Source organism: Desulfocucumis palustris, from assembly GCF_002933875.1.
GTDB classification, from domain to species: domain Bacteria; phylum Bacillota; class Desulfotomaculia; order Desulfotomaculales; family Desulfocucumaceae; genus Desulfocucumis; species Desulfocucumis palustris.
In genome coordinates this window covers 37,456-59,357 of sequence record NZ_BFAV01000157.1, presented here as the reverse complement: position 1 = coordinate 59,357, position 21,902 = coordinate 37,456, and the positions used below count along the sequence as shown (strand labels likewise).

Annotated in this window: 22 protein-coding genes; 10 read left to right on the top strand and 12 right to left on the bottom strand. The window is 49.8% G+C overall.

Annotated elements, in window-relative coordinates:
• The first annotated feature begins 281 nt into the window (after nucleotides 1-281).
• The 4 genes from DCCM_RS15065 to DCCM_RS15050 all read left to right on the top strand — a co-directional run bounded on the left by DCCM_RS15065 (nucleotide 282) and on the right by DCCM_RS15050 (nucleotide 3,372).
• Nucleotides 282-881 carry an RNA polymerase sigma factor gene (locus DCCM_RS15065; RefSeq protein WP_104373395.1) on the top strand — a complete coding sequence of 200 codons (600 nt, stop codon included), beginning with the start codon at nucleotides 282-284 and terminating at the stop codon, nucleotides 879-881.
• Nucleotides 874-1,737 (top strand): hypothetical protein, encoded by an 864-nt coding sequence (locus DCCM_RS15060; RefSeq protein ID WP_104373211.1) that lies wholly within the window; start codon nucleotides 874-876, stop codon nucleotides 1,735-1,737. Before DCCM_RS15065 ends, DCCM_RS15060 begins: the two co-directional genes overlap by 8 nt.
• Nucleotides 1,738-2,277: 540 nt before the next feature.
• On the top strand, nucleotides 2,278-2,772 hold the full coding sequence (locus DCCM_RS15055; protein ID WP_104373210.1) for a GNAT family N-acetyltransferase: 495 nt from the start codon (nucleotides 2,278-2,280) through the stop codon (nucleotides 2,770-2,772).
• A gap of 24 nt (nucleotides 2,773-2,796) precedes the next feature.
• Entirely contained in the window at nucleotides 2,797-3,372 is a 576-nt protein-coding gene (locus tag DCCM_RS15050) for a DUF2339 domain-containing protein (RefSeq protein ID WP_104373209.1), read from the top strand.
• Here the strand turns inward: DCCM_RS15050 and DCCM_RS15045 are convergent.
• Nucleotides 3,318-4,769 (bottom strand): FMN-binding glutamate synthase family protein, encoded by a 1,452-nt coding sequence (locus tag DCCM_RS15045; RefSeq protein ID WP_231702791.1) that lies wholly within the window; start codon nucleotides 4,767-4,769, stop codon nucleotides 3,318-3,320. The two genes, DCCM_RS15050 and DCCM_RS15045, sit on opposite strands and share 55 nt — an antisense overlap.
• 169 nt (nucleotides 4,770-4,938) lie before the next feature.
• Between DCCM_RS15045 and DCCM_RS15040 the strand changes: the two genes are divergently transcribed.
• A complete protein-coding gene (locus tag DCCM_RS15040) occupies nucleotides 4,939-5,286 on the top strand; it encodes a cupin domain-containing protein (RefSeq protein ID WP_104373208.1) in 348 nt (115 codons plus the stop codon).
• A 6-nt stretch (nucleotides 5,287-5,292) separates the two neighbouring features.
• Here the strand turns inward: DCCM_RS15040 and DCCM_RS15035 are convergent, their stop codons facing one another.
• From DCCM_RS15035 to DCCM_RS15015, 5 genes are all read right to left on the bottom strand, one after another.
• On the bottom strand, nucleotides 5,293-5,913 hold the full coding sequence (locus DCCM_RS15035) for a TetR/AcrR family transcriptional regulator (protein WP_165792189.1): 621 nt from the start codon (nucleotides 5,911-5,913) through the stop codon (nucleotides 5,293-5,295).
• A gap of 147 nt (nucleotides 5,914-6,060) precedes the next feature.
• Nucleotides 6,061-7,170, bottom strand: coding sequence for an ABC transporter permease (locus DCCM_RS15030; RefSeq protein WP_104373206.1), 1,110 nt, complete (start codon nucleotides 7,168-7,170; stop codon nucleotides 6,061-6,063).
• On the bottom strand, nucleotides 7,171-8,088 hold the full coding sequence (locus DCCM_RS15025; protein WP_104373205.1) for an ABC transporter ATP-binding protein: 918 nt from the start codon (nucleotides 8,086-8,088) through the stop codon (nucleotides 7,171-7,173).
• Nucleotides 8,088-8,987, bottom strand: coding sequence for an ABC transporter ATP-binding protein (locus DCCM_RS15020; RefSeq protein WP_104373204.1), 900 nt, complete (start codon nucleotides 8,985-8,987; stop codon nucleotides 8,088-8,090). The genes DCCM_RS15025 and DCCM_RS15020 overlap by 1 nt, the downstream gene beginning before the upstream one ends.
• A 4-nt stretch (nucleotides 8,988-8,991) precedes the next feature.
• The gene (locus tag DCCM_RS15015) at nucleotides 8,992-9,972 is read right to left on the bottom strand and encodes an HlyD family secretion protein (RefSeq protein WP_104373203.1); all 981 of its coding nucleotides are present in this window, start codon (nucleotides 9,970-9,972) and stop codon (nucleotides 8,992-8,994) included.
• A gap of 222 nt (nucleotides 9,973-10,194) precedes the next feature.
• On the opposite strand from DCCM_RS15015, the gene dat reads away from it, so the two are divergent.
• From dat to DCCM_RS14990, 5 genes are all read left to right on the top strand, one after another.
• The gene (dat, locus tag DCCM_RS15010) at nucleotides 10,195-11,052 is read left to right on the top strand and encodes a D-amino-acid transaminase (protein WP_104373202.1); all 858 of its coding nucleotides are present in this window, start codon (nucleotides 10,195-10,197) and stop codon (nucleotides 11,050-11,052) included.
• Nucleotides 11,053-11,235: 183 nt separating this feature from the next.
• Nucleotides 11,236-12,228, top strand: coding sequence for a TAXI family TRAP transporter solute-binding subunit (locus DCCM_RS15005; RefSeq protein ID WP_104373201.1), 993 nt, complete (start codon nucleotides 11,236-11,238; stop codon nucleotides 12,226-12,228).
• A 49-nt stretch (nucleotides 12,229-12,277) separates the two neighbouring features.
• The gene (locus tag DCCM_RS15000) at nucleotides 12,278-12,811 is read left to right on the top strand and encodes a DUF1850 domain-containing protein (protein WP_104373200.1); all 534 of its coding nucleotides are present in this window, start codon (nucleotides 12,278-12,280) and stop codon (nucleotides 12,809-12,811) included.
• A complete protein-coding gene (locus tag DCCM_RS14995) occupies nucleotides 12,804-14,762 on the top strand; it encodes a TRAP transporter permease (RefSeq protein ID WP_231702790.1) in 1,959 nt (652 codons plus the stop codon). Before DCCM_RS15000 ends, DCCM_RS14995 begins: the two co-directional genes overlap by 8 nt.
• Before the next feature lie 195 nt (nucleotides 14,763-14,957).
• Nucleotides 14,958-15,248, top strand: coding sequence for a zinc-ribbon domain containing protein (locus tag DCCM_RS14990; RefSeq protein WP_104373198.1), 291 nt, complete (start codon nucleotides 14,958-14,960; stop codon nucleotides 15,246-15,248).
• A gap of 64 nt (nucleotides 15,249-15,312) precedes the next feature.
• Here the strand turns inward: DCCM_RS14990 and DCCM_RS14985 are convergent, their stop codons facing one another.
• From DCCM_RS14985 to DCCM_RS14960, 6 genes are all read right to left on the bottom strand, one after another.
• Nucleotides 15,313-15,561: a hypothetical protein gene (locus DCCM_RS14985; protein ID WP_104373197.1), complete on the bottom strand. Its 249-nt coding sequence runs from the start codon at nucleotides 15,559-15,561 to the stop codon at nucleotides 15,313-15,315.
• Between the two features lie 75 nt (nucleotides 15,562-15,636).
• Entirely contained in the window at nucleotides 15,637-16,818 is a 1,182-nt protein-coding gene (locus DCCM_RS14980; RefSeq protein WP_104373196.1) for an efflux RND transporter periplasmic adaptor subunit, read from the bottom strand.
• Nucleotides 16,819-16,830: 12 nt separating this feature from the next.
• Entirely contained in the window at nucleotides 16,831-19,209 is a 2,379-nt protein-coding gene (locus tag DCCM_RS14975; RefSeq protein WP_104373195.1) for an ABC transporter permease, read from the bottom strand.
• Complete coding sequence (locus DCCM_RS14970) at nucleotides 19,209-19,919, bottom strand: ABC transporter ATP-binding protein (protein WP_104373194.1); 711 nt, start codon at nucleotides 19,917-19,919, stop codon at nucleotides 19,209-19,211. The genes DCCM_RS14975 and DCCM_RS14970 overlap by 1 nt, the downstream gene beginning before the upstream one ends.
• A gap of 7 nt (nucleotides 19,920-19,926) precedes the next feature.
• Nucleotides 19,927-20,421, bottom strand: coding sequence for a GbsR/MarR family transcriptional regulator (locus DCCM_RS14965; RefSeq protein ID WP_128739163.1), 495 nt, complete (start codon nucleotides 20,419-20,421; stop codon nucleotides 19,927-19,929).
• A 265-nt stretch (nucleotides 20,422-20,686) separates the two neighbouring features.
• Nucleotides 20,687-21,868 (bottom strand): YibE/F family protein, encoded by a 1,182-nt coding sequence (locus DCCM_RS14960; RefSeq protein WP_104373192.1) that lies wholly within the window; start codon nucleotides 21,866-21,868, stop codon nucleotides 20,687-20,689.
• Nucleotides 21,869-21,902: the final 34 nt, after the last annotated feature.

The following is a 21,902-nucleotide window of genomic DNA, read 5'->3' as shown; positions in this document are numbered from 1 at the left end:
TTCCCCCAATTCTTTGTCTTCCCTTGTCCTCTCATATACACTTATCCAGGATAAAAAAATCCCACAGAACATTTCCCTGTGGCATCAGACCAAACAAGTCCAATAGCCAATCTGGACACCTTTTCCTAAATCGACTAAGTAGGGAAGTTTGGCCTCCCTGTCATTAGAACCGTTTCCGCGTTATGTGCCGTGGAAATAAAATTTTTAAAAAAGTGAACCTTTTTGAATTAATTACTCCCTTATATAATGTAGGGTGCACCTTATGGAAGGAGTTTAATAAATTGGTCGATATTGATTTGATTAAGCGATGTCAACAGGGAGAGAAAGGCGCTTTTGATGCATTGTATCAAGCATGTGCGACAAAAGCCCTGCGGACAGCCTATTTATTGGTTGGCAATAAAAGCATTGCCGAGGATATCATTCAGGAGGCATTCTTTGAATGCTACCGTGATATAAAAAAGTTGCGCACTCCGGAAGCGTTTCAGGTTTGGTTTAACCGGATACTGGTGAGGATAAGCTGGCGCATGGCTTCCAGGGAAAGGAAAACAATACATGAAAGCCTTGATGATAGTGCCTTGGAACGCCTGCCGGACCAGCAGGATGTACTTGAGGCTGTGGAAGCAAGCCAGAACAGCCGGGTAATTCGCCAGGCGATTAATAATCTGAGCGTTCCCCTGAGGACTACGATGATCCTCTATTATTACAACGATATGTCTGTAAAAGAGATATCCCAGGTAATGAATTGTTTCCAGGGGACCGTAAAAACCAGGCTGCTTAACGGTAGAAAAAAGCTGGCCAGAGAATTGAAAAAAAGGCCCGGCGATTGTGCTGACAAAATGACGTCCGGACCTTTGAAAAAGGAGTGTGTGGCACATGAATAAACAGGCGCAGCTTGAAAAATCCATAAAAGCGGCTCTGCTGCAAGGAGTTGAAACACTTGAGGCAGACCCGGATTGCCTGGAAAAAATCAAATGCCAAATAAGCACTGAAAAGGAAGGGAGAAAAGATATGATGAAAAGAATATATGATTATTTATATGATCTGAAGTTCAGGATTAAAAAGCACGCCGCTCTGGTTTGCGGCATTGCAGCGGCAGCTGTTATGTTATGTATCTTTATCCAGCCTGTCAGGGTGCTGGCGCAGGAGGGAATCGACAAAGTTGCTTCCATGGTGTATATAGTGGTAAAAGGAGAGAACGGCAAATACGAACCGGTACAGGTCCCGGTCGAAAAAGTGGAGCGTTCATATACTAAAGCCGATACCACTGTTTTAAATGATGAAGAGCTGGCAAAGGAAGTGGGGTTTGATTTTAAGGCTCCGCAGACCCTGGAAGGCGGATATAAGTTGGCTGATACTGCTATTAGCCAGACAGACGGATCGGATAAAAAAGAAGTTTCTAAGTTTTACCAGAAAGAAAAATCCAGACTTGTTTTGAGTATTAGCGATCAAAACTACTCACTGCAGTATGCCAGGGAAATTGGGGACAAAAGGAAAGAAGTGCAGGTTGAAAATAAAATATTGTACTATTGTGAAAGGCCTCTTCCTGTATATCCCATTATTGAGAAGAATGGCGTTAGGACAAATGATCCCACCCAGAAGCCGACCGAGATTAAAACCATACATTCACTGGCATGGGAGTATAATGGAGTTTACTACAAGTTGTCGGATATGGGTGCTGGCCTGCAGCTGGACGAACTGCAAAACGCAGCCAAGTCGGTGCTCAGGCATCAACTGTAAGCGGTAGAACAAATAGTGGGGTCAGGCTCTTAACTTATTAACTTACTCTTTCCGTTCTCGCTTATTTATTTGAATACTGCCACAGGTGAAACTCCTATGTAGCCGGCTATCTCACTTAGTGAATACCCCTGCTCCCATGTCGATTTTGCAAATGTCATCTATTGCCACAGATTTACGTAAAAGTTCAATAAAATAACCCAGCTTTTCAGGCTCAGCAAACACATTCTCCCAGTTGTTTCCCCGCTGTATTACATTGTGCATGGCTGCCGGATTTCTATCCTCTTACGCCTGGCCAAAGCAAAACGCCTTCTATTATATTTTATATAGAAGGCGTTTACACTATCAATGTATAAGTTAATAAGTTAAGAGCCTGACCCCGTAATAAGTTCCCGCTGTATTGGTATATGGCCGCCGGATATTTTATCCTCATAGGGCTGGCCAAAGCAAGACACCTTCTGTTATATTTAAATTAGGAGCAGATATCCCATCAATGCATAAGTTAATAAGTTAAGAGCCTGACCCCGGGGTAGGGGGTATAACATGTTGAGGTTGGAGCAGGCCGGTGCTGATTTTTCGGAAATAATATCGGAATTAATTATGGAATCCTTTTCTCAACAGGCCAAAATACTTGGCATAACTGAGAAAGAGTATCCCAATTTTGTCGCCTTCGAAACCCCCGGGAAAGTCAGCCGCCGCATCAAACGGGGCGAACGGGTGGTGCTGGGCTATCTATTGGAAAAGCCTGTGGGAACCGTCAGCTATAAAATGGACGATAATGCGCCAGCCAAAGGTTATATAAAAAGGCTGGCGGTTCTGCCGGAATTCAGGGGAAAAGGGTATGGCGCGCTCTTGCTGGATTATGCCGAAAGGAGACTCCTGGAATGCGGCGCCAACCGGGTTGAAATTTCCATTGTGGCGCAATTCCGGCGGCTCATGGAATATTACCGGAGTCTTGGCTATAGGCCGGTTGAGGTTAAAGTTTTTAATACCCTTCCCTTTGAAGTGCTCTATCTGGAGAAAACAATAAACCTTTAATATCCGTGAATTGGAGTGGGAGACATGTGTGCATTTGCCTCAATGGCGGCCGGCGCGGAGCCGGCCGCCGTGTTTTTGTCGCTGCACATAAATGGGTGGCTTGCGGCAGTTTTGCCGGCTTTGGCCGCTGTTATGATATGCGTTGGGGTAGCCGCCGGCAGGTACTGGCTCCGGACGGCGGGAGTGGTTGCCTTAGGTGTGTTTTCAGCGGTCTGTTTTGCTAATCCGCCGCTTTTTAAGGAGCCTGTTGCCCCCTTGCTCAATTATTATTTTTTTGCCTCAGCCCTGGCGGTTACAGGTTTTTTTGCGATCGCCCACATGTATTATCATCACCCCGGGTTACTCCGCAGGGAGAGGGTCATTGTCTGGCCCGCCGCTGTGATTGGCACAGCCCTGGCCATGGTTGTGATAAGAAGGGAAGTGCTGCTGGTCATAAATTATTTTGGGCTCCCATTTCAAATGAATATGTGGGTATCCCTGGCCTGGGGACTGTTTGCCCTTTTCCTTTTGATTCTTTCCGTGGCCAGGCATATTAAGGGCTTCCTTTACATTTCCCTGGTCCTGCTGGGGGTGGCGATTATAAAGGCATTTCTTTTTTGATGCTTGTTTGCCGGGGCATGAAATCCCAGTTCAATTCCGGCTATTTCGGCAACGTCCCTGTCAATGGCAAAAATGTCTTCCTTGGAAACATCCCGTATGGCAGTTTTGCCCAGTGACTTAACCGCCTCCTCCATTTCGTAAACTGTGGAGTGAAGAAAGTTATAAAGGCTATCAGCGCCCTTTGCAATGTCGAATTTGCCGCTGTATTTACCATGTTCATAGGCAATTTGGGTGGGCGGCTCGAAGGGAATGGTTTTTAACACCTGATTGTGGGTGGCGGCTATTAATATTGCCGTTCCCATATATACCGCGTCGGCGCCCAGGGCTATCATTTTCAGGCAATCCCCCGGGGTTACCAACTGGCCTCCCACCAGCAAACTGACTTTTCCTTTCAGCCCGTTGTCCTCCCAGAACTTTGCCGCCCGGGAGGCGGCTATCATTGCCGGAACCCCGAAGTCGTCTTCAAGAATGGGCAGAGAGCCGTGGGTCCCGCCTTCGGCTCCATCAACACTGACAAAGTCGGCCCCGGCCTCCACCGCGATTTTCAGGTCTTCCTCCAGATATTTTCCCGCGCCCATTTTTACCCCCACCGGCACGCCTCCGGTGATTTCCTTCAGGTAGTTTATAAGGCTGGCCAGATCCTTCCCGGAGCCGATGCCTTCAATTCTGTTGTGGATTACCGCGTCCTGGCCTTTTTGCAATCCCATTCTTTTTCTTAAGGTTCCGTTGATTTGCTCCGCCTTCAGGGTTTTGCCGGCTCCCGCGTTGGCTCCCTGACCGAACTGAATTTCCATGGCGTCGCTTTGTTTTATTATCCTTTCGTCCTTGTTCCAGTCTATTCTGGAATACTGCAGTATCAGATGCCTGGCGGCTTTTCTTTCCGACTCCAGCCAGGGGCCCAGCCCGGTGTTGGTGGCCGTGCCGGCGGCGCTGGCTCCCCTGGCAAAGGCTATTTTATAGGCCTCGGTGAGGGCAAGGCCGTAGGACATGCCTGCCACCAGGATGGGTATTTTAAGTTTGAGAGGTTTTCTGGCCAGGGGGCCTATTACCACGCCGGTGTCGATATTGGTCTCCCTGGGGGCGGGCAGTGTTTCCAGTTGGGCGATGTTAAACATTATTTTGTCAAGGTATTTAAACTTTTTGGGGCCGCCGATGGGTCTTTCTATAAAGCTTTTGGTTTCCGCCCGGAGTTCCGTTTCTATTAGTTTGTTAATATTGATCCTCTGTACGGAGGTTGCCAGCTCCCACAGGTTCTCTTCGAATTTGTCCGTGATAAGGGGATAGGTGATTCCTTTTGCCAGGTAGCCGAAGGCCATTCTGGCAAGGTAAGCCCCGCCCAGAGCCGTCAGCGCTCCCATACCTATTTTCTTCAAAGTTAATTTTTTATTGCCGGCCAATATACGGGCACCTCCCTGAAGAGTATTGTTATTATATGCCGACGCTCCGGGATTTATAGAAAGGGCTCCGGTAAGGGGAGGTTTTTGGGCCTGAAACGAAGAACTTATAATGTGCTTTCCCAATATTTGTTTGCGTCCGTTATCAGGAACGAAAAGGGGGTTTGTAAAAATGTTTGTGGGAAATGTGAGGAATATCAATGAATTGGAAATAAAGGCCCCGGGGGTGGTGAACGCCTTCAAAAAGACTCTGATAGGCCCCGGGGAAGGCTGGGAAGGATGGGTTATGCGCCTGTTCACTCTGAAAGATAAGGGCAACACCCCGCGCCATGCCCACCCCTGGCCCCATATCAATTACGTGTTGAGCGGGAAGGGAATTTTATATCTGGAAGGTGATGAACACGCCCTGACTGAGGGTTCTGTGGCCTATGTCCCTTCGGGGGCCGGGCACCAGTTCATCTGCACCGGGGATGAAGACCTGGTTTTCATTTGCATAGTTCCCCAGGAAGGAGACAAGTAAGGATTATTATTTAAATGCCGCCGGATCTGTTAATAGCGGCATTTTATTTATATCCGGGATATTATCCCTTTCCTCCAGTAAGCCGTACAGGTAAATTGAAAAAAGCGAGCGTACGGTTTCCTCGGGGGTAAGGTTGTTTTCAATTATAAAAGAGGGAGTGGCCACCGCCCTTATTCCGGCCAGAAGGGCGGTGGTGAATATTTTGGGATTGATGTTTTTGTTAAAATAGTTGCGGTTTTTCATTATTATGCTTTCAAAAATATGCTGTATATTGTTGGTGCGAAACTCCTCCAGCCTCTCCCACAAGTGGGGGTAATGCCTTTGCAGGTCGTAAAGCATGGGGGGCTGCACTATTTTTACGTTTTGGGCTATCCCCATGACAACGTTTATTATTTTCTCCACAGGATTGTGGGAGCTGTTCATGGCCTTTAACATCATCTGCCGGATATCGTTCATAAATTCTGCAAAAACCGACTCTATTATTTCATCTTTGCTTTTGAAATAGCGGTATATTGTTCTTTTGCTTATCCCTGTGTGAGAGGCCAATTCATCCACGGTTACACCGGAAAACCCCCGGAACATTGCCAGTTCCCTGAGAGCGGAAATAATTCTTTGCCTGTAATCCATAGCCACACCATCTTTCTTAGAGGCCGTTGCTAAAACTTTAGTCCGGCATTTAAGATTGTCCCCCGGCCTCTGAGTTGTCAGTACGCCTGGCGCTGTCCGGCTTCCCCTGCCGGCCCTACTTGTTTTGAGCATTTAATATTTGCGCCCCTAAGCTATTTTCTTTTTGAATTTGGCAATGCTTAAAGCCAGCAGCAGCACGGAAAAAATTAGCAGCGAGGTTACCTGGGGGAGCAGGTAGCCGAATCCGATGCCCTTCAAAACAATGCCCCTTATTATGGTAAGGTAGTAGGTAAGGGGGATAAGATTGCCGATGTACTGGATAATCACCGGCATGGCTTCCCTGGGGAACATAAATCCTGAAAGCAGTATGCTGGGCAGCAGCACGAAAAAGGACATCTGAAAGGCCTGCATCTGGTTTTTGGCAATGTTTGAAATCAGTATGCCCAGTCCCAGGGAGGCCGTAATGAAAAACAGGGTGAGCAGGTACAATTCAAGCAGGCTTCCCCGGACCGGCACCTTGAATATAATGGCTCCCACCAGCAGGGCAACAGTGATTTGAAGGTAGCCAAGGGCGATGTAAGGGATAATTTTTCCGATCATCAGCTCGAAGGGTCTCACCGGGGTTACGATAAGCTGCTCCAGGGTTCCCCTTTCCCTTTCCCGCACGATGGCCATGGAAGTCATCATTACCATGGTCATTGTAACAATTATACCCAATATGGCGGGCACCATGTAGTATGCGGTGATGCCGTCGGGGTTGTACCAGGGGCGCACCCTGATATCATAGGGCATATTTTGTATGTTGGCTTTTTGGGCTATAATTTTCTGGGATTTTAAAAGCCCTATGGAATTGGCCGTGGCGATTGCCGAGGAGGATACCATGCTGTCGCTGGCGTCCACCAGCACCTGAAGCGGCGCCGTGTCGCCCCTTTTTATTTTTTCCTCAAAATCCGGCGGAAAAATAATTCCGGCCTTAACCTTTCCGCTGTCGATCATTTCAGTTACCTCTTCATAGCTTTTAGCCGCGCAGGTAACGTCAAAATAGCCCGAGGCGCTGAAAGCGTCCAGCATATCCCTGCTGGACCAGGTCAGGGACTGGTCAAAAACCACCGTGGGAATGTGTTTTACCTCGGTCTGGATGGCAAAGCCGAAAAGCAGGAGTTGCACCAGGGGCAGCATGAAAATCATTCCCAGGGTGAGCCTGTCTCTTTTCATTTGCAAAAATTCCTTTTTCAAAACCGCCAGTATTCTGCTCATTCATGACACCTGCCTTCTGTTTTGCCTGGCCAGGGAGACAAAAACATCTTCCAGTGAGGGAGTTATTTTTTTGCTTTTGCCGCCGGTATGGCGTTCAAGCTCCGGGATGTGCGCTTCCGACTCCAGCAGCACGTGCAGCAGGGGCCCGTGGATGGAACATTCCTTCACCCAGGGCAGCTTTTCAATATGGGATATCTTTTCCATGGCCCCGGTTACCTCCAATTCCACCAGGCAGCCTTTAATTACATTGTTTTTAAGGCTGTCCGGGGTATCATTGGCGATAAGTGTGCCGTTTGAAATAAAGGCTATATTGCGGCATCTTTCTGCTTCATCCATAAAATGGGTGGTTACCATAATGGTGGTTCCACCGGCTGCCAGCTCCTGTATTATTTTAAAAAACATGCGCCTGCTGGTGGGACTGATGCCGCTGGTGGGCTCATCCAGGAAAAGTATGGAGGGTCTGGATATTATGGCGCAGCCCAGGGCCAGCCGCTGCTTCCAGCCGCCGCTTAAGTGGGCGGCAAGCATATTTTCCCTGCCTGTCAGATAAGCCATGCGGAGCATTTCCTCAATCCTTTTTTTTCTTTGGGAGTAGGGTATGCTGTATAGCCCGGCGTAAAACTCCAGGTTTTCCTGCACCGTCAGGTCGTCGTAAAGGCTGAATTTTTGCGACATGTAACCTATTTTTTGTTTAATCTTTTCCGGCTCCCGGGAAATATCGTAGCCCAGCACGCTGCCTTCCCCGGAGGTGGGCTCAAGTATGCCGCAGAGCATTCTTATGGTGGTGGATTTCCCTGAGCCGTTGGGGCCAAGAAACCCGAATATTTCACCGCTCCGTATGCTGATGCTCAAATTGTTTACCGCGGTGAAGGAGCCGAATTTTCTGGTAAGTTCCCTGGTTGTAACCACGTATTCCATCATGCCACCTCTTTTTCCGTGAGGGAGACAAATATATCCTCCATTGAGGGCGGAATTTCATTAATTTGCTCAATATTGAAGCCTTTTTCCGCCATTGCCCCGGCGATGGCCCTGCGGGCGCTTTCCGGGTCTTCCACCACCACGTGGTATTTGTCTCCGTAAAATCCCGCCTCCACAACCTCCTCCAGGCTGTTGAGGAAGTCCAAATCTTCATGGCCGGCCTTTATTTCCAATATTTTATAGGGAAAATGGTTTTTAAGATTGACCGGGGTGTCCACGGCAACCACCTTCCCGCGGTCCATAAAGGCTATCCTGTGGCAAAGTTCCGCTTCGTCCATGTAAGGGGTTGAAACAATCACCGTCATTCCCCCGTCGTTCAGCCGGTAAAGTATTCTCCAGAATTCTTTGCGGGATTCCGGGTCAACCCCGAAGGTGGGCTCATCCAGCAGCAGCATTTCCGGCTGGGAGATCAGGGCGCAGGTGAGAGCCAGTTTTTGCTTCATGCCACCGGACAGATTGTCCGCGAAGCGGCCTTTAAAATCGATAAGGCCGGTTATTTCCAGTATTTCGTCCGCCCTGCGCCGGATGGTTTTACCGTCAAGTTTATACAATGACCCGAAAAATTCTATATTCTCCATCACCGTAAGATCCCCATAGAGGCTGAATTTTTGGGGCATATAGCCGAAAATGGTGTTTTTCCGCTGTTGTTCCCCGTGACCTATGGCCACCCTTCCCCGGGTTGGGGTCATAATGCCGCAGATCATTCTGATCAGTGTTGTTTTGCCCGCCCCGTCTGGGCCCACCAATCCGTATATCTCTCCCCGGGCTACCTTTATGGAGATTTCCTCCACAGCAGTTACGGCGCCAAATGATTTGGTCAGTCCCTCTGTCGTAATCATTTAATCACCTCCGGGACAGTACCACATCGGCCGGCATTCCCGGTTTAAGGGTGCCATTTTGATCATCAATCCTTATTTTTACGGCGAACACTATGTTGGTTCGTTCCTTTTTGGTTTGAATGGTCTTGGGTGTGAATTCCCCCTGGCTGGCTATTTCCTCTATCACGCCCTTGAACTCCCTGGTGGAGCCGTTTACCGTGAAGGTGACCTGCTGTCCCAGTTTTACGCCGGGCAAATCATCGGTGGAGATGTAAACCTTGATCCACATATCGTTTAAATCCACCAGGGTTGCCACCGGCGCACCGGCCTGAACAAATTCACCTGCGTCAATATTTTTGCTCAGTACAGTTCCGTCAATGGGACTTATGATTTTGGTGTCCTCCAGCAGCGCCTGGGAGGCCTTCAGCACCGCCCGGCTGCGCTCCAGTTCCGCCCTGGCCGCCCTGATCTGCTCCGGCCTGTTTCCGGATCTTAACAGGCTTAATTTGGATTCCGCGGAGTCCAGGAGGTTTTTCTGCTGTTTATATGTAACTTCGGTTTTTTCGTAGTCGGCCTGGGAAACCGCTTCCTGGGAGTATAATTCGGAGATTCTTGCTAAGTCTGTCTCCGCTTTTTCATAATTGGTGAGGGCGGTGCTGACACCTATTTCAGCGTCCTTAATTTCCTGCTCCCTGGCTCCGGAAGTGAGGTCGGCCAGGGACGCTTCGGCTTTGGTGACTCCCAGGGCATCCCTTTCCCTTTGGGCGATAAGGTCGTTGCGCTGCACTGTGGCTACCAGCTGATTCTTTTTGACCGCATCTCCGCTGGCAATGGATATGTTTTGGAGCGTCCCGGCCAATTTGGCGCATAATTCTATCTGCTCGGCCTCAATGGTACCGGAAGCCTCCAGGGAGTCCGGACAGCCGGGACTGTATTCCCGGTACCCCCAGTAAGCGCCTGCGGCAATTAAAGAAACTATAAGTGCTGCGGCAATTTTTTTTCTCATTTTTCGCGCCTCCCCAAACTTAAAACTGACTGACTAATTCGGTAAACTAAAAATACTCAAATAGTTTACTTGTGCACATATTACCACTTTAATGAATTGCCGGCAATACATAATTTGATATCGGCATAACAATTTCAAGAAGGAATATCCCTTAAAAAAGCAGGGAAAAGGACGGGCAGTAAGAAATATAATCATATAAACTTTTAGAGGGAAGGTGCGGCATTGGGAGAACTGGTGTATCTTAACGGCTGGGTAGGCCCCTTTGAGGAAGCCTTAATTTCAGTAAACGACAGGGGCTATAATTTCGGCGATGGGGTATACGAGGTAATAAGGGTTTATGACGGAGTAATGTTTGCTTTGGAAGATCATTTAAAGCGTCTGGAAGCCAGCGCCGCGGCAGTGGAAATTGATTTGCCGTGGGATAGGCGCCAACTTGCAGGCATTGCCCGGGATGTTTTATGTGGAAGTGGTATTGGGGAAGCCATGGTTTATATGCAGGTGACCAGGGGAATCGCTCCCAGAAACCATCTGTTTGATCCTGATATTAAGCCGGGACTGCTGGTTACGGTAAGAAACGTGCCGGAAATGTCCCCATCAATATACAGTCAGGGAGTTAAGGTTATCACCCAGCAGGAGTTCCGCTGGCAGATGTGCAATGTTAAATCTATTTCCCTGCAGGGGGCTGTGCTGGCCAAGCACAGGGCCCGTAAAGCGGGGGCGGCGGAAGCTGTGTTTGTCCTGCCGGACGGAACGGTTACCGAATGCGGGGCCAGCAACATATTTATCGTTAAAAACGGTGTTCTGATGACACACCCGGCTGACAATAGAATACTGGCCGGAATAACCAGGCAGTACGTGCTTGAACTGGCTGAATCCATGGGGCTGCCGGCCAGGGTTGAACCCTTCAAACTAACAGATTTGCTGGCCGCGGACGAGGTGTTTTTTACCGGCTCGGTTGTTGAGATAGCGCCGGTGGTAACTGTGGACGGGAAGCAGGTATCGGATGGCCGGCCGGGACCCCTAACGGAACGGATTCGCCGGGAATTTATTTCTCTCTCCAGAAAAAAAGCTGATAATTAGACCGGGGAGCTTTCCCGGGTTTAATTGGTGATTCGACCCGCTGCAAAGGTCTAAAATTTCAAATAGGGGAGGGATGACCTGGCATAGGGCGTTAATTTAAATGAAGTTACCGTTGACTTTTAGTATAAGTGTGTTTGAAAGTTCGTATGCGGTTTCGACAGGAGAATAAACGGGGGGTTGTAAATGTTTAAATATTATAAACGTGGATTTTCTATTATATTGGCGCTCTTGCTGCTGGCGGCACTGGTTGCCGGCTGCGGCTCAAAACCGGCTGAAGATAAGAAAGCAGAAGAAAAACAGCCGGCGGAGAAAAAATTTGTCAACATTGCCACAGGCGGCACCGCCGGGGTTTATTATCCCCTGGGCGGCGCAATTGCCGAGATTCTGAACAAAAATGTTGCGGGAGTGAACGCCACGGCACAGAGCACCGGGGCATCCGTGGCCAACATTAATATGCTAAAAGACGGCAGCGTCCAAATTGCCTTTGTGCAGAACGATATAGCTTTTTACGCTGCCAACGGCCAGGAAATGTTCAAGGATAAAAAGGTTGATGGTTTAAAGGGACTGGCCACTTTATATAATGAATGCATTCAAATCGTCACCCTGGATAAGACCGGTATTACAGATATTGACGGACTTAAAGGGAAGCGCGTAGCCGTGGGCGCGGCCGGAAGCGGCACAGAGGCGAATGCCCGCCAGATTCTGGAGTCCTATGGCATAACTTACAACGATATTAAGCCTCAGTACCTGTCCTTTGCGGAAGCCGCCAATAATCTGAAGGACGGAAATGTTGACGCGGCTTTTGTCACAGCCGGATTTCCCACAGCGGCAATCCAGGATATAGCGGCTCAGCACAAGGTTGTTCTGCTTCCTGTGCCGGCGGATTCAGCGGACAAACTTATCGCCAAATATCCTTTCTACACCAAGGTAGTCATTCCCGCCAATACATATCCCAACCAGGATAAGGAAGTGACGGCGGTGACCGTTCGCTCCATGCTGGCGATAACCGACAAAATGGATGAGCAGATGGCTTATGACGTGGTTAAGGCGATATACTCAAATCTCGATAGCCTGGAGGCTGCTCATGCGGTGGGCAAAAATATCACCAAGGAAACTGCCCAGGAAGGCATGTCCATTCCCCTGCACCCGGGTGCGGAAAAATTCTTTAAAGAGTAAAGCCTATTGATCGGGAGGTGGCCGGACCCTATAACGGGGTCCGGCAACTATGAACAGAATTGACAAGTGCGGATTATCTCATGTCATAATTACGTCGTTAATTGTGACCATTGCCATTATTCTTTTTTTCAAAATGCCTTACCTGGTGGTGGCGGACCTTAACGGTAAAACTGTTTTACAATTTTCACTGGCCGTGGATAAAGGTTTTTCGTTGTATTATGTTCATTCGGTGCAGAAGACTCCTGTATGGGAGTACTATTCCCTTGACAGCGGTGACCGGCTGGCTCTTAACTCCACGGTGTATGATTCCCTGGGGGTGGGACTGCCCTTTCTGGCCGGGGACGGGAAGCTGACAGAAGATGGCGGAAAGTTTATTTTAACAGGAATTAACCGCCGTTTCAGGGAGGTAAATATTAGGGCCGTGCCCCTGGCCCGGCAGGCTTTGATATACAGGGGCAGGATGTATTATTACAATGATTATTTTGCTTCCGGAGCCCTGGTTAACATCAAAGTCCGCAGGCTTTCAGCCGTGGATATTATTAGTCAATCAATCAGAGGCAGAAAGGGGTATTTTTTTGAATGATCAGAATGTGAAAAGGACGGATGATACCGTTAACATAAATGAGTTTATGGCTAAATATGACCGGGAGTCGGACCACAGGCGCCTGCCGGGCATTGGCGCCCGGGTTGTGGCGGCGCTGGCCATAAGCTTTTCCATTTTCCAGCTGTATACGGCCATATTCGGGGTGCTGGACGCGCACATTCAACGTTCTATTCACCTGTCCTTTGCCCTGGCCCTGGTTTATCTTCTGTATCCCACCAGACGGAAATGGCCCCGTGACAGGCTGCACTGGTTTGACGTTTTTCTGGCGCTGCTGGCGGCGGCAACTCCCATGTACATAGTGCTTTTCTATCAGGAGCTTGTTATGAGGGCGGGTACCGTAACCGTTTCGGACTTTGTGGTGGGAGCCATTGGTGTGGTTCTGCTGTTGGAGGCTGCCCGCAGGGTGGTGGGGTGGCCTATTGTCATTGTGGCCATCTGTTTTCTGGCCTATGCCTTTGCCGGACCTTACGTTCCGGGCATCATGGCCCACCAGGGAGTTAAACCGGATCAGCTGGTAGGTCACCTTTTCTTTACCACCGAGGGTGTTTTTGGAATTCCCCTGGGGGTTTCAGCTACTTTTATATTTTTATTTATACTTTTCGGGGCTTACCTGGAGAAAACCGGTCTGGGAAAATTTTTCATCGACCTGGCCAATGCGGTGGCCGGATGGGCAAGCGGTGGTCCGGCCAAGGTTGCGGTGCTGTCCAGCGGGCTGATGGGGACCATATCCGGTAGTTCAGTAGCCAACGTGGCTGGTACGGGAAGCTTTACCATACCCATGATGAAAAGCCTGGGTTATAAACCTGAATTTGCCGGGGCGGTGGAAGCCGCCGCTTCCACCGGGGGCCAGTTAATGCCTCCCATTATGGGCGCCGCTGCTTTTTTAATGGCTGAGTTTATCGGGGTATCCTACGTCAGCGTGGTCAAGGCCGCCATTATTCCTGCGTTGCTGTACTTTACCGGCATTTGGATAGGGGTGCACCTGGAGGCCAGGAAAAACGGCCTTAAAGGAATACCCCGGGAACAACTGCCCAGGATTGGCAGGCTCATTGTGGAGCGAGGGCACCTGGCGGTTCCTTTAATAGCAATTGTATATCTGCTGGTTTCCGGTTATACCCCGATGAGGGCGGCCCTTTGGGCTATCGCCCTGGCCATTTGCGCGTCCTTGCTGCGCCGCGCAACCCGGATTTCCGCCCGTGACGTGGTGAAAGGTTTGGAATACGGCGCCCGCAGCGCCCTGGGGGTAATTATTGCATGTGGCACAGCCGGTATAATTATTGGGGTCGTGACCAAGACGGGACTGGGACTCAAACTGGCCTCGGCCATGATAGACATGGCTCACGGCTTTTTGCTGCCCACTCTTTTCTTTACCATGATATCTTCCATAGTGTTGGGTATGGGGGTGCCGACCACGGCTAATTACGTCATTACCTCCACCATTGCGGCCCCGGCCATTATACAACTGGGAGTTCCGGTGATGGCAGCCCACATGTTTGCCTTTTATTTCGGAATTGTTGCCGATGTTACTCCACCGGTGGCTCTGGCAGCCTATGCCGGCTCCGGCATTGCCCGGGGCAATCCTATGATAACCGGTGTCAATGCGGCTAAACTCGCTGTTGCTGCTTTCCTCGTACCTTATATTTTCGTACTGTCACCATCGCTTTTAATGATTGACACAACTCTTCCGGAAATGCTACGCATGATGATTACCGCCGTTATAGGTATGATTGGCGTTGGAGCAGCCGTGGCCGGATTTCTTATTACCAGGGCAGGTTGGATAGACAGATTGATTTTTCTTGCAGGAGGGCTGTTGATGATAGACCCGGCTGGACATACGGATGTTCTGGGAATAGCTATTCTGGCCTGCGGTTATCTGCTTCAGCGGCTGCGCTTCCGGCGGGAGAAAGATTCTATCTCCGCCAGGGGGTAGTAGATATATTAACCGATTGAATAATATTTTTACACCAAAGGTTTTACATTTTTCCGAAGAAAGGTTAAAATATTATTAGGTCCCGTGTTTTTGGTATTATTCATTTATCCTTCTCAACTGCTCGGTGGGTAAGGGAGATAGACGATAAGTGAATACCCTTAAACCTACTGGGCAATATTTTCGAGGAGGTTAACAATGTATCAGGACAAAACCCTTACCTGCCGCGATTGCGGCGCCGACTTCATCTTTTCCGCGTCAGAACAGGAGTTCTTTGCCGAAAAGGGTTTCACCAACGAACCCGGACGCTGTCCCCAGTGCAGGGCCGCCCGCAGGCAGAGAAACGGAAATGGTGGAGGCCGTCCCAGGCGTGAAATGTACACCGTGACATGTGCGGAATGCGGCGTGGAAACCATGGTTCCCTTCCGTCCCACAGGCGACAGGCCGGTATACTGCCGGGACTGTTTCAGCAGGAACTCCCGTTACTAATTTTGAGTACGGTGATTAATAGTAATATGTAAATAAAATTCCGCCTTAACAGGCGGATTTATTTTTAGGGTTTGATTATTTTGTTGGATTGTATTGCTTTTGCGCATCTTATGGGGGTTTTTATTTTTGTGAATTCCTGCCTTATTTTTGCCAATTGCTGCTGGGTGGCCTGCTCTTTTTTATGCCGCTGTTTTTCCATCTCCCAGTTGTAACAGCTGATCAGCCTTCTGGTATCCATGCGCTGCAGCTTGAACCGGGAGTACCCGCAATGGAAAAGGTGGTCTTCCATTCTTTTTCTCTGAAGTGTCACCACGGCAACCACCACCTTTTTTATTTAATTTAATACAATCCTAACATTTTTTTAAAAGTTTAACATGGGTAAAAATAATCATGTTGCTGAGACTTTTTTCTTAAGAGGTTTGACTCTGGCGTTGTCCTTTAATTCCAGGCTGCCATCCAGAATTATTTGTTCACCTGCTTTTACTCCCTCCGTAACCTCCATTTTTTCGCTGTCACTCAACCCGGTTTTTATCCGTCGCCACTCCACCCTGTCACCGGACACAACCATAATTTCTTTGCTGCCGTCATTTTTAACCAGCACCGACTGGCGGGGCACCACCAGAATATCCCGGCGGCTCAAGGTGTTTATGGCCACCGTCACCTCGTAGCCCGGCTTAAGGACGGCGGGGTCCTCCAGGGAAATAATTACCGGAACCCTGCGCTGGATAACTCCCAGGGTCGACTGTTTTTCTTCCGCCCGGGGATATATCCGGGTCACCTTGCCCCTGACGGTTTGCTGCCCCAGAACAGGGGCCGTAACATCAACATCCTGCCCAATTTTCACTTCGGCCAGATCGTCGCTGAGTATGTCCGCCTTTATTTCCAGGTGTTCCTGTCCGGCAACCGTGGCCAGCAGGCTTCCGGGGCTGACATACAGTTCTTCCTGGGCCGGCAGGTTCAGTATTATTCCGTCCACCGGGCTCTTGACGGAAAGCTGCCCGGCTTTGGCCTGCAATTCCCCCAGGGATTTCTCCAGGCCGGCTTCCCTGGACAGGGCGCTGTCATACGCTGATTTTTGTTCATTTAATGTTTCCAGGAGCGATTGCACCCGGAGTCCGGCCTTGTCGTATTCCACCCGGCTGACTGCTTCTTTCCGGAACAGCTCCGTTATCCTGGCCAGATCATCCCTGGCCTCGGTTAAATCCAGCTCGGTGCGCCCCATGGCGGCTTTGGCCCCTCCTGTTGTGGAATTGGCCTGGGAGAGCTGTGACTGCATATCACTTATCTGCAGATCCAGATCTTTATTTTCCAGAACCGCTATGATTTGACCTTTTTTGACCCTTGCACCGTTTTGTACCGGCACCTTTGTGACCCTGCCGCTCTGGACCGCGTACAAATCGTAGCTTTTAACCGGCTGAACGTAACCCGTGTCGGTTACCCGGCGGTTTATTTCCCCTTTGGCCAGGGTTACGGTTTCCACCTCCGTGCCGCCTGTTTTAATTAATATGACGGAGATTGCCGCCAATGCCGCTATAGCCGCTCCCAGGAAAAACAATTTTTTGCGTTTCATGATAGACCTCCGTTAATCCCTGTTCTTCAAAACATCTACCAGATCCAGTTTTTTAACTCCCCTGGAAGCCAGTAAATGTGCGGTTATGATAAATAAGGTGCCTCCCAGGGCGGAAAGGAAATAGGTAAGGGGATAAACCACCACCGGCATGGTGAACAAATCGGTGCTTATCGCCTGGACATAACTCTTGGCCATAAACAGCCCGAAGGGAAGGCCCAGGGCCACGCCGGCAACTGTTTGAAGCAATGTTTCTTCCAGCAGCAGCCCGGACACTTCAGCTGAGCTGAAGCCCACCACCCTCAGGGAGGCCAGTTCCCTTTTCCGCTCGGCAAAGCTGATTATGGAGGAGTTGTAAACTATTGCAAAACCAAGCACCAGAGCGAAAAATATCATTATGGATATGGAGTAAATCATGCTCTCAAGATTTTTGTTGAAATTGTCAAGCTCCTTTTGACGGCTGCTGATGGAAGCGATTTCGGTCATGTCGTTCAATCGGCCTTCGATGCTTTTCTCCGTGCCCGGCTGTATACTGAGCATTACCCCGGAGGCCAGCCTTCTCTCCTGTAGTATCCGGTTGGCAAGATTAATGGAAAGGTAGGAGCTTTCCCCAATCATCTGGCTGTTTATGCCCGTCACCATAATTTGGGCCCGGCGGGACGGCCCGATTCCCAGCAGGGTTTCCACCGTCACGGTGTCTCCCGGTTTTACACCCAGCTTCCGGGCCGTCCGCTGGCTGATTAGAAGCCCCTCATCACCGGGGATAAGGGTTTCCTCCCGCTGTCCGCTGATTTTTTTGAGAGTCAAATCCGGAGGAACCCCGGTGAGCAGGTTTTCTTCGGTACGGCCGTGGTAGGTAATCCTGGCGGGTATTTCAAATACGGGTTCCCCCTTGAGAACTCCCTCCAGCCGGTAAATGTTAAGCAGTTCACCATCCTTTACCGGTGCTGAAAAGCGCACCAGCAGGTCGTAATGCTGTTCCTGGAAATAATGCCTGTCAATCATATAGTCGACTGAATCATTGGAGAACACGGCCACCACCAGCATTCCCACGGCAAAGGTCACTCCCAGCAGGCTTACGCCGAATCTGATTTTGTTGCGTACGGCGCTTCTTATGCTCATCTTCCAGGTGGGGCTCAGTTTACGCCATAACCACGTCCAGTTCTCTATAAATATTTTGCCAAACCCTTTTGGGGGTTCGGGCCTCATGGATTCCGCGGGATTTATAACTGTTACGGTCCTGGCGGCGAACAGCCCGGCCAGGGTGCCGACCCCGATACTTAAGGCGAAGCCAAGAAAAATAGCCCTGGCGTTTACCCCTCCTATGGTTTCCGGCAGGTTGAAATATTGGGCGTAGGCCTGGGAAATGGCCGAAGCCAGCAGCAGGCCCAGCAGCGAGCCCAGCAGCGCCCCGGATAATGCCACCACCTGGGCGTACCCGGTATAGTGCAGCATGATCTGAAGATTGTTGTAACCCAGGGCCTTCATGACCCCTATCTGCATGCGCTGGGCTTTTATCATTCTGCCCAGCATGACGAATTGTATGGCCACCGCGATACCTAAAAATATGGCCGGAAGAAATTTGGAACTGGCCTGCAGACTGTCCAGTTCACCCTGCAGCATAGCGTTGCTGATCTGCTGCTTGCGGGGATAGCTGGCCAAATTGCCGTAGGGTTCAAGAATGCTCTCTATTTGATCGGCTATTTTTTCCTGATCCGCCCCCGGAGCCAGTTTGACCGCCACCTGGTTTATTTGCCCGGTTAAATTCAGTATCTGCTGGGCCTGGCTCTGGGGCATCAATATGATGGCAAAGGACCTGGGGTCCGGGAGCAAGGAGGCGGCGTCCTTTATGGGATAAATAAATTCAGGGCTGATGGCCGTTCCCGCCAGGGTCAGGGGGACTTCCCTCTCCTCCGCCACGATGTTTATTTTGTCGTTGAAGGTCAGATTATTGGCCGCGGCGTACTGGGGTTCAGCCAGTATTTCTATGCCGCCGCCCGGGGGGTATTCCTGGAATATTCTCCCGCTTAAAAGTTTAAACCGGTTGACTTCCCCTTCCAGGGGGAGGGGATAGCTGATTATCCTGGCGGTTGCCCTTTGCACATCCTCCTTTAAAATGGGGACGTCCTTTTGAATCCTTCCGGTGGCCGCGGTAACCCCGGGCAATTCCTCTATCTGCCTGGTGACCTGTTCCGGAGCCTTGATAACATGAAAATAGTAATCGGCAAAATTATAATTCCGGTAAAGCTGCTCCTTGGAACGTTCCAGGTTGAGGTAGGCTGTCGACATGGCTATGTAAACCGATATGCCCACCGCCACCACCGCGGCCACCGCCAGGAACTGGCCCTTGGTGCTTTTGATGGTGCGCCACAGCTTTTTATTCAGCGCTTTCATTACCACTCAATCCTTTCAGGGGAGACAGTGGTTTCGTTCTCGATGATTTCCGTTATTTCACCGCTTCTCATACGCACTACCCGGTTGGCCATTTCCCCGATGGAGGTGTTGTGGGTCACTATTACCACGGTACTGCCGCGCTCCCTGTTAATTTTAGCCAGCAGGCCCAGAATTAATTTTCCTGTTTGATAGTCCAGCGCCCCGGTGGGCTCGTCGCAAAGCAGCAGCCGGGGGTTTTTAACCGCCGCCCTGGCGATGGAAACCCTTTGCTGCTCACCACCGCTAAGCTGGGAGGGAAAATGGTCCATCCGGGATTCCAGCCCCACCTCCATTAAAACTTCTTCCGTGGAAAGGGGGTTCTCCACCAGGTTGGCGGCCAGTTCCACATTTTCCCTGGCGGTTAGATCCGCGATAAGGTTGTAGAACTGGAATACAAAACCTACTTCGTTGCGCCTGTAGCGGGTAAGCTGGGAGTCGCCGGCTCTGCTCAAATCCTCGTCCCCGAATATTACCCGTCCGGAGGAGGTTGTGTCCATGCCTCCCATTATATTCAACATAGTGCTTTTGCCCGATCCGCTGGGGCCCAGTATAACCAGAAGTTCCCCCTGGAAAATATCCAGGGAGGTCTCCTTTAGGGCCTCCACGGTGACCTCACCCATAATATAGGTTTTGCTTATTTTCTCAAGCTGCATTAAGACGTTATTCTTCATGGCCGTTTCATCCTTGTTTAAGTGATTTTACATCGATTTCCCCCGCCCTCCATTTGCCGAGCTTTTCGGGAAAATCGGACATATACCAGCGCATGAATTCAAAATAGTCTTTCATGGCACGAAGGTTTTCCGCCGCTTCTACTTTACCGGGGGATAAGGAGTGCAGGCCTTTTTCAATAAGCGTTTCCCAGGTCAACAGTATTTTCATTCTTTGGTTCATGGCATCTATCCAGGAATTTATATTGACCCGGTAATAATCCTTTCGTTTACCCGGTATGCTGACCTTTTCAAAAATGCTTATCATCAACCCCTGACGGATGGTCAGGGAAGCAGTGGCCTTGCTGAAAATCAAGTCTTTGGCCAGCTGATCAAGGCTTTTGGGCTTTTCGGAAAGCAGAAGATAGCCGAATACCCGTCCTAAGGTTCTGGTGGCGCCGGAAGATTCCCACAGGATACCCATTTCCTCTACAAAGTCCAGTTCCTGGGAATTGATAGGTGTCACCTCCTTTAGGGTATTATAATTTATTAGTTTGTTTAATTACAATTAAACAAACTAAATAATTTAGTTCTTTCCATATGCTCATTGCTCCGGACTGACCGACGGCAGGCCTGTGAATAACAACCGCCCGTCATTTCCATATGGCGGGCGGTTGTACCAATATTTTTTGTTCTTGTTTTGGGGGTATTAAAAATGTTTAACTTTTCAGCCGGGAAGTCCCCATAACTTTAGCCTTCCTTAACCGGGAAGCGAGAGAAGGGTGGAGTTTTCACATCTGATAGGGATCGTTATCGTGAAGGCGCTCCTGCCGGTGGGGATATTTTTTTCTCCCCTCCAGCAAAATACCGGCGATGATGGAGGTAATGGGTATGGCCACTATCAACCCTATGCTGCCGGCCAGGGCCCGGACAATTTCGGTGGCGATGAGGTCGAGGTTGAGGATTTTTACAAAAGGCATTTTATAGGCCATAAAAACCAGCATCAGGGGTATGGCGCCGCCGGTGTAGGCCAGTATCAGGGTGTTTGACATTGTTCCCATAATGTCCCGGCCCACGTTCATGCCGGCCCTGATCAGCGCGGTTTTGCCCATCATGGGATTGGCCTTTTTAATTTCATCCACGGCGGAGGCGATGGACATGCCCACATCCATTACCGCGCCCAGTGCCCCTATAATCATGCCTGAGAACAATATGCCCCGGTAGTCGAAGTCAATCTGCTGGGGTATGTAAACGAGCATTTGCATTTCCTCGTCGCTGAAACCGGTCAAATGCGCCGCCGAGCCCACCAGGAAGGCCAGTATTCCCGCCACCAGAACCCCGCCAATGGTGCCCATGATGGCGGAAAGTGTTTTTGCCGATTTGCCTCCTATTACCAGCAGGGTAAAGGTGGTGACAGCCGCGGATATTATAACTGTTACCCCTATGGGGTTGTATCCCCTGAACATAAGGGGCAAAAGACCGAAAAAAACCGCCCCCACTGTGACCGTTAAGGTGAATATTGATTTTAGTCCCTGTTTTCCTCCCACCAGCAACAGCAAAATAATAAATAGAAATACCAGATACAGCATTTTATGGTCCCGGGCGAAGTCCTCTATATAAACATTGTTGAGTTTGTCTCCCTCCGGCTCGGCGTATAATACCACCTGGTCGCCGGGCTTTACCTTCACGTCGTAGCCAGGATGGTTCGTAAGGGTGTGGATTATTTCCATCTCCCGGCCCTTGTATTGAGCATCCAGCAGTTTAACGGTAACCAGCTGGTTTTGTTCCGGCAGTCCTGATGTTCCGGTTCCTTCGGGATTTTTAAGGTCCACAACCTTGATTATCCTGGCCCGGATATAACTATATTCAGGGACATCGTCTTCCGGCGGATTCTCCTGGCAAAAGGCCGGGGATGATAAAATTACGGTGCAGAGCAGCAGCAAAGCGAACAGTCCTGGTAATATCCTTCGCATGATAACCCCTTTCATACAAAACGGCAGGCTTATG